This window comes from Streptomyces sp. NPDC038135 (assembly GCF_055601245.1).
In genome coordinates this window covers 249,184-255,218 of sequence record NZ_JBVJXS010000013.1, presented here as the reverse complement: position 1 = coordinate 255,218, position 6,035 = coordinate 249,184, and the positions used below count along the sequence as shown (strand labels likewise).

The following is a 6,035-nucleotide window of genomic DNA, read 5'->3' as shown; positions in this document are numbered from 1 at the left end:
GGTGAACTGGAAGCCCAGCACGACCTGCTGATGGCGAACTTCTTCGCCCAGACCCAGGCGCTCGCCTTCGGCAAGACCGCCGACGAGGTCCGCGCCGAGGGCGTGCCCGAGGAGCAGGTGCCGCACCGCACGTTCCACGGCGACCACCCGACCACGACGATCCTCGCCCGCGAGCTGACCCCGTCCGTGCTCGGCCAGCTCGTCGCCCTCTACGAGCACAAGGTCTTCGTGCAGGGCGCGGTGTGGAACATCGACTCCTTCGACCAGTGGGGCGTGGAGCTGGGCAAGGTCCTCGCCAAGCGCATCGAGCCCGCCCTGACCGAGGGCGCCGAGGTGCCCGGTCTGGACCCGTCCACCACGGCCCTCGTCGCCGCCTACCGTTCTCTCAGGAAGTGATCAGATCATGCAGCTCGGTCTCATCGGTCTCGGCAAGATGGGCGGCAACATGCGCGAGCGGATCCGCCGCGCCGGCCACACCGTCATCGGCTACGACCGCAACCCCGAAGTCTCCGACGTCAAGAGCCTCGAAGAGCTGGTCGAGAAGCTGGACGCGCCGCGCACCGTCTGGGTGATGGTCCCGGCCGGCACCGCCACCCAGGGCGTCGTCGACGAGCTGAAGGACCTGCTGTCCGAGGGCGACACGGTGGTCGACGGCGGCAACTCCCGCTGGACGGACGACGAGAAGCACGCGGCCGAACTGGGCGTGAAGGGCATCGGCTTCGTCGACGCCGGCGTCTCCGGCGGCGTCTGGGGCCTGCAGAACGGCTACGCGCTGATGGTCGGCGGCGACAAGGAGCACGTGGAGCGGCTCCGGCCGATCTTCGAGGCGCTCAAGCCGGAGGGCCCCTACGGCTACGTCCACGCGGGCCGGGTCGGCGCCGGGCACTTCTCCAAGATGGTCCACAACGGCATCGAGTACGCCATGATGCAGGCGTACGCCGAGGGCTGGGAGCTGCTGGAGAAGATCAAGTCGGTGGACAACGTCCGCGAGGTGTTCCGCTCCTGGCAGGAGGGCACCGTCATCCGCTCCTGGCTGCTGGACCTGGCGGTCAACGCCCTGGACGAGGACCAGCACCTGGACAACCTGCGCGGCTACGCGGAGGACTCCGGGGAGGGACGCTGGACCGTCGAGGCCGCCATCGACAACGCGGTGCCGCTGCCCGCCATCACCGCCTCGCTGTTCGCGCGGTTCGCCTCCCGGCAGGACGACTCCCCGCAGATGAAGATGATCGCCGCGCTGCGCAACCAGTTCGGCGGCCACGCCGTGGAGTCGGCGAAGAAGGACTGACCGCGACGGCGCCGGCGGCGCCGTCCCCGGTACCCGGCCCGGGTCGTCTCCGACGGCCCGGGCCGCGCCGTGGTCAGCGCGCTGCGCGGCCGGCGGCCACGGGGACCTCCTGGCGCGCTCAGCGATGTACGAACCAGTACGTTAGCCGTATCAGCAGCCATCGCCTTCGGAAAGACCCGTACAGCCCGCGCCACCCCTGCTTCTACAATCACCGGCACTGGCCCTACGCCCGAAGGAACCCGATGACCAGCGTCGACGAACCGGTACGACCCGGCGGGCGGACCCGGGACGCCGCCCGCACCCAGGCCGAGATCCTCGACGTGGCGACACAGGAGTTCGCCCGGGCCGGCTACGACGGCGCGCGGGTGGACGAGATCGCGGCCCGCACCCGCACCACGAAGCGGATGATCTACTACTACTTCGGCGGCAAGGAACAGCTCTTCACGGCCGTGCTGGAGCGGGCCTACGGCGAGATCCGCGAGGCCGAACAGCAACTGGACGTCGAACACCTGGACCCGGTCGCGGCGATCCGGCGGCTGGCCGAGGTCACCTTCGACCACCACGAGCAGCACCCGGACTTCATCCGCCTGGTCAGCATCGAGAACATCCACGGCGCCGAGCACATCGCCGCCTCCGCGAAGCTCGGGCGGATCGGCTCCCCCGCGCTCGGGGTGATCCGCCGGATCCTGGCCGCCGGGCAGGAGTCGGGGCTGTTCACGGCCGACGTGGACGCCGTCGACCTGCACGCGATGATCAGCTCGTTCTGCTTCTTCCGGGTCGCCAACCGGCACACCTTCGGCGCGCTGTTCGGCCGCGACCTCGTCGACCCGGCGCAGCGCGAGCACTACCGCGCCATGCTCGGCGACATGGTGATCGCCTACCTGACGGCGGAGCGGGCCGCGGACTGAGCCGCGCACCGAGCGGTCACGGGCGCCCGTCGCTCACGGCGGCCGCGGTCGCGCGCCGGCTCTAGACAGCGGGGACACGCGGGCGCAGCATCCCGCCCACCCCGGCCGCACCCTCCGCCCGCGAGACCCGTACGGTCCCGTCGGCCCTGCTGGGCGAACGAGCGACGCGCGGAACGCCGCACCAGGAGACGGTGTCGGCCCGAGCCCTTCCCGGCCACGGCTCCGGACGCCGACGGGTGCCGCAGCCCGAGGCCGCGGTTTCACGAGACCGGGCGGCGGCGACCGCATGCCGCCGCGCGACAGCAGGAGCCCCGGGCCTCACCGGGCGCGGCGCGTCGCCGCGTCGAGGAGGGGGCCGAGTTCGCGGACCGCCGTGTCCAGCGGACGGACGTCCCGCTCGGCCCGGGCCATGAGGATCGCGCCCTCCAGGGTGCTGATCATCAGGGTGGCGAGGGAGTCCGCGCGGGCCTCCGGAACCCCCATCCCGGTCAGCGCCTCGGCGACCGGACCGCGCCAGGCCGCGAAGGCGCCCGCCGCCGCCTCACGGGTGGAGCCGCCCGACGCGGCGCGGTCCACGGTCGCGGCGGCGACCGGGCAGCCGGCGCCGAACCCGTCCACCCGGTACTCGTCCGTCCACTGCGCGGCCATCGCCGCGAACAGCCCGCTGGGCGTCGGCTCGTCCAGGCCCGCGACGAAACGGGCGACGCGCTTGCCCGCGTACCGGCCGGCCCACGTCACGGCCTCGTTGACCAGTTGCTCCTTGCCGCCGGGGAAGTAGTGCTGGAGCGAGCCGCGCGGCGCCCCGGCCAGGGCGGCGACGTCCCGCATGCCGGTGGCGGCGACCCCGTCCCGCCGGATCAGCTGCGCCGCGCTGAACACCATCCGCTCGCGCGGTCCGTACCGCGACTCCGCCATGACGGACCTCCGTTCACCCCTCTCCCCGCACTCTATGACCGGTGTCATAACGCCCGCTACTATGACGACGGTCATAACGGTCGGCCCGGAGGTCCCGCGTGCGGAACTCCCCGGAGCGAGGAGCGCCCCATGGACGTCGTCACCTTCGGTTTCATCGGCCTCGGCGTGATGGGGCAGCCCATGGCGCTGCGGCTGGCGGCCTCCGGCACGCCGCTCGTCGTGTGGAACCGCACGCCGGAGCGGGCCGAGCCCCTGCGGGCGGCGGGCGCCGAGGTCGCGGCGGACGCCGCCGAGGTGTTCGCGCGGGCCGAGGTGGTCCTGCTGATGCTCGCCGACGAGGCCGCGGTCGACACCGTCCTCGGCCGCGGCGCCCCCGGCTTCGGCGCGCGCGTGGCCGGGCGCGTCGTCGTCCACATGGGCACGACCTCCCCCGAGTACTCCCACGCCCTGGAGACCGACGTCCGGTCGGCCGGCGGCCGGTACGTCGAGGCGCCCGTCTCGGGGTCCCGCGTCCCGGCGGAGCAGGGCCGGCTGGTCGCCATGCTGGCGGGCGAGGAGGGCGCCGTGGACGTGGTACGGCCGTTGCTGGCGCCGCTGTGCCAGGAGACGTTCGTGTGCGGCGCGGCGCCGAACGCGCTGCTGATGAAGCTGTCGGTCAACCTCTTCCTGATCACTCTGGTGACCGGGCTGACCGAGGCGTTCCACTTCGCCGAGCGGCAGGGGCTCGACCGGGGGCTGTTCCTGGACGTCCTGGACGCGGGCCCCATGGCCAGCGGGGTGTCGCGGATGAAGGCGCCCAAGCTGCGCGAGCGGGACTTCGCGGTGCAGGCGGCCGCCCTGGACGTACTGAAGAACAACCGGCTCATCGCGGAGGCGGCCCGGAAGGCGCACCTGTCCTCGCCGCTGCTGGACGCCTGTCACGCCCTGTTCGAGGAGACGGTGTCCCTGGGGCACGGCGGCGAGGACATGGTGGCGGTGCTGCGGGCGATCGAGGCACGGACCGCCGCGACGACGCCGTAGCTCAGCGCTTCGGGATGCCGTACGCCCGCTCGACGCGCAGCCGCAGCACCAGCCGGCGGTCGCGGACCATGGCGGCCCGGTAGTCGTCCCAGTCCGGGTGCTCGCCGGCGACGTCCCGGTAGAGCCGGACGAGTTCCTCCACCGTCTCGTCGTGCGGGTCCCGGGCGACCGGCGAGAGATCGGCGGTGCCCTCGGCGACCGCGTAGGCCCAGCGGTCGGCGGTGGTGACGTGGTACGAGGCGCGGGGGTCCCGGCGCAGGTTGCGGGTCTTGGCGCGGTCGTCCGTGAGGGAGACCCGGATGACCCGCTCGTCCGGGTAGTAGACGTGGGTGACGTTGGACAGCTGGGGCCGGCCGTCCTTCTTGATGGTCACCAGCACCCCGCCGTTCCCCTCACCGAGCAGCTTCAGCAGTGCGTCGTCCTGCGTGGCGTCCTGAGTCATACCCGGATCAACTCGGCGGGGCGGGCCGCGCATTCCCGCCCGGGGCGCGGCGTCGCGGACGGAGGGCGCGGCACAGGGGACGGCGCTGCCGTTGCTCGCCGGGGCGGGGCGTCATGTCGATCACACACGCCGCGGACGGGGTCCGTCCCGGCGTTCCTGCGCGACGATGAGACCGTGCGGCCGTCGCGGCGGGACGGCGGCGGCGCGCGGCTACGACGCGACCGGAGGAGAGCGATGGCAGAGCTGCGGCAGGAAGTCGATCCGGGTGGGGCCGGGCTGGACCCGAAGGCGCTCGACCGCCTGGACCGGCACTTCGCCCGCCTCGTCGACGAGGGGCGGCTGCCCGGCTACCTGGTCTCCGTGGCCCGCGGCGGCCGCGTCGCCCACCTCACCGCCTACGGTCACCGGGACCGCGCGGCGGAGCTGCCGGTCGGGACGGACACCCTGTGGCGGATCTACTCCATGACCAAGCCCGTCACCGCCGTCGCGGTGCTGCTGCTGGTGGAGGAGGGCCGGCTCTCCCTCGACGACCCGCTCGAACGGCACCTGCCCGCGTTCGCCGCGCCGCGGGTGTACGAGAGCGGCACGGGCGCCGGCCTGCGCACCCGCCCGGCCCGCGGCCCGATCCTGATCCGGCATCTGCTCACCCACACGGCGGGCCTGACCTTCGGCTTCTACTACCAGCACCCCGTGGACGCGCTGTACCGCGAGGCGGGCCTTGAGTACTCGGTGCCGCCGGGCAAGGACCTCGCCGAGACCGTCGAGGTGTACGCGCGCATGCCGCTGCAGTTCGAACCGGGCACGCGGTGGAACTACTCCGTCGCCTCCAATGTGCTGGGCCGGGTGATCGAGGTGGTCTCCGGGCAGCCGCTGGACGCGTTCCTCGCCGAGCGGATCCTCCGCCCGCTCGGCATGACGGACACCGGATTCCACATCACCGGCGAACAGGCCTACCGGCTGGCCGAGTTGTACGGCGAGACGGAGGACGGCGGCATCGCACCGGTCCCGGGACTGCCGGTACGGGGCCGGCCGCTGTTCCTCTCCGGCAGCGGCGGCCTGGTCGCGTCCGCCGGGGACTTCCACCGGTTCATGGAGATGCTGCGCCGGGGCGGTGAACTGGACGGCGCCCGCCTGCTGTCCCCCGAGTCGGTCGCCCTGATGACCCGCAACCAACTGCCCGGCGGCGCCCGACTCGACTCCTTCGGCGCCCCCGTCCACCAGGAGCGCTCCAACGCCGGCCTCGGCTTCGGCTTCAACGTCTCCGTCGTCGTCGACCCGGCCCGCACCCTGGCCCCGACGAGCCCGGGCACCTACGGCTGGACCGGCGTCGCCACCACCGCCTTCTGGATCGCCCCGGCCCACGACCTGACCGTCCAGTTCATGACGCAGGTCCGCCCGAAAACCCTGAAGGTCTTCCCGGACCTGCGCCGCCTGGTGCACGAATCCCTCACTGTCTGACCCC

The 6,035-nt window shown here is 73.0% G+C and carries 6 protein-coding genes and 1 pseudogene; 5 read left to right on the top strand and 2 right to left on the bottom strand.

Annotated elements, in window-relative coordinates; all coding sequences use genetic code 11:
- From ACZ7JA_RS33210 to ACZ7JA_RS33200, 3 genes and pseudogenes are all read left to right on the top strand, one after another.
- Nucleotides 1–396 (top strand): annotated as a pseudogene (locus ACZ7JA_RS33210) (glucose-6-phosphate isomerase); the annotation flags it as partial.
- Between the two features lie 7 nt (nucleotides 397–403).
- Nucleotides 404–1,288 carry a phosphogluconate dehydrogenase (NAD(+)-dependent, decarboxylating) gene (gene gnd / locus ACZ7JA_RS33205; protein WP_389301119.1) on the top strand — a complete coding sequence of 295 codons (885 nt, stop codon included), beginning with the start codon at nucleotides 404–406 and terminating at the stop codon, nucleotides 1,286–1,288.
- A 242-nt stretch (nucleotides 1,289–1,530) separates the two neighbouring features.
- Nucleotides 1,531–2,196, top strand: a complete 666-nt coding sequence (locus tag ACZ7JA_RS33200; protein WP_351668876.1) for a TetR/AcrR family transcriptional regulator — start codon at nucleotides 1,531–1,533, stop codon at nucleotides 2,194–2,196.
- A gap of 318 nt (nucleotides 2,197–2,514) precedes the next feature.
- Here the strand turns inward: ACZ7JA_RS33200 and ACZ7JA_RS33195 are convergent, their stop codons facing one another.
- Nucleotides 2,515–3,111, bottom strand: a complete 597-nt coding sequence (locus tag ACZ7JA_RS33195; RefSeq protein WP_351668878.1) for a TetR/AcrR family transcriptional regulator — start codon at nucleotides 3,109–3,111, stop codon at nucleotides 2,515–2,517.
- A gap of 129 nt (nucleotides 3,112–3,240) precedes the next feature.
- Between ACZ7JA_RS33195 and ACZ7JA_RS33190 the strand changes: the two genes are divergently transcribed.
- A complete protein-coding gene (locus tag ACZ7JA_RS33190) occupies nucleotides 3,241–4,131 on the top strand; it encodes an NAD(P)-dependent oxidoreductase (RefSeq protein ID WP_470812133.1) in 891 nt (296 codons plus the stop codon).
- 1 nt (nucleotide 4,132) lies between these two features.
- Here the strand turns inward: ACZ7JA_RS33190 and ACZ7JA_RS33185 are convergent, their stop codons facing one another.
- Nucleotides 4,133–4,573: a PPOX class F420-dependent oxidoreductase gene (locus ACZ7JA_RS33185; RefSeq protein WP_351668882.1), complete on the bottom strand. Its 441-nt coding sequence runs from the start codon at nucleotides 4,571–4,573 to the stop codon at nucleotides 4,133–4,135.
- 234 nt (nucleotides 4,574–4,807) lie between these two features.
- Between ACZ7JA_RS33185 and ACZ7JA_RS33180 the strand changes: the two genes are divergently transcribed.
- Nucleotides 4,808–6,031, top strand: coding sequence for a serine hydrolase domain-containing protein (locus ACZ7JA_RS33180; protein ID WP_450746026.1), 1,224 nt, complete (start codon nucleotides 4,808–4,810; stop codon nucleotides 6,029–6,031).
- Nucleotides 6,032–6,035: the final 4 nt, after the last annotated feature.

What these genes read in the sequence shown, in the direction of transcription:
- gnd (WP_389301119.1), top strand. Translation starts at nt 404, where the DNA reads ATGCAGCTCGGTCTCATCGGTCTCGGCAAGATGGGCGGCAACATGCGC.
- ACZ7JA_RS33200 (WP_351668876.1), top strand. Translation starts at nt 1,531, where the DNA reads ATGACCAGCGTCGACGAACCGGTACGACCCGGCGGGCGGACCCGGGAC.
- ACZ7JA_RS33195 (WP_351668878.1), bottom strand. Translation starts at nt 3,111, where the DNA reads ATGGCGGAGTCGCGGTACGGACCGCGCGAGCGGATGGTGTTCAGCGCG.
- ACZ7JA_RS33190 (WP_470812133.1), top strand. Translation starts at nt 3,241, where the DNA reads ATGGACGTCGTCACCTTCGGTTTCATCGGCCTCGGCGTGATGGGGCAG.
- ACZ7JA_RS33185 (WP_351668882.1), bottom strand. Translation starts at nt 4,573, where the DNA reads ATGACTCAGGACGCCACGCAGGACGACGCACTGCTGAAGCTGCTCGGT.
- ACZ7JA_RS33180 (WP_450746026.1), top strand. Translation starts at nt 4,808, where the DNA reads ATGGCAGAGCTGCGGCAGGAAGTCGATCCGGGTGGGGCCGGGCTGGAC.